Annotated in this window: 1 pseudogene (running past one end of the window); it reads left to right on the top strand. The window is 63.8% G+C overall.

Annotated elements, in window-relative coordinates:
* Nucleotides 1-260 (top strand): annotated as a pseudogene (locus tag GEV06_22175) (FtsX-like permease family protein); it begins 2251 nt to the left of the window's first position.

The raw sequence follows: 260 nt of genomic DNA, 5'->3' as shown, positions 1-260 counted from the left end.
AGAGAACGAAAGAGATCGGGATCAGGCTTGCGCTCGGTGCACAACAACTGACGGTTGTGAGGTCTGTGGTAGCGGATGCCGGTCTGACCACCCTCATCGGAGCAGTAGCGGGTCTTGGCGGCGGGTTCTATCTCGCCCGCTTCGTGCGAACGTTCCTCTACGAGGTCGAGCCGTTGGACTTCTGGAGTCTCGCGCTCCCGATGGCCTGCTTGTTACTCGTCGGTGCTGTCGCGGCGCTGCTGCCGGCCCGTCGCGCCGCG

The organism is Luteitalea sp., assembly GCA_009377605.1.
Lineage (GTDB): Bacteria > Acidobacteriota > Vicinamibacteria > Vicinamibacterales > Vicinamibacteraceae > WHTT01.
This window is presented reverse-complemented; position numbering and strand designations above follow the sequence as displayed.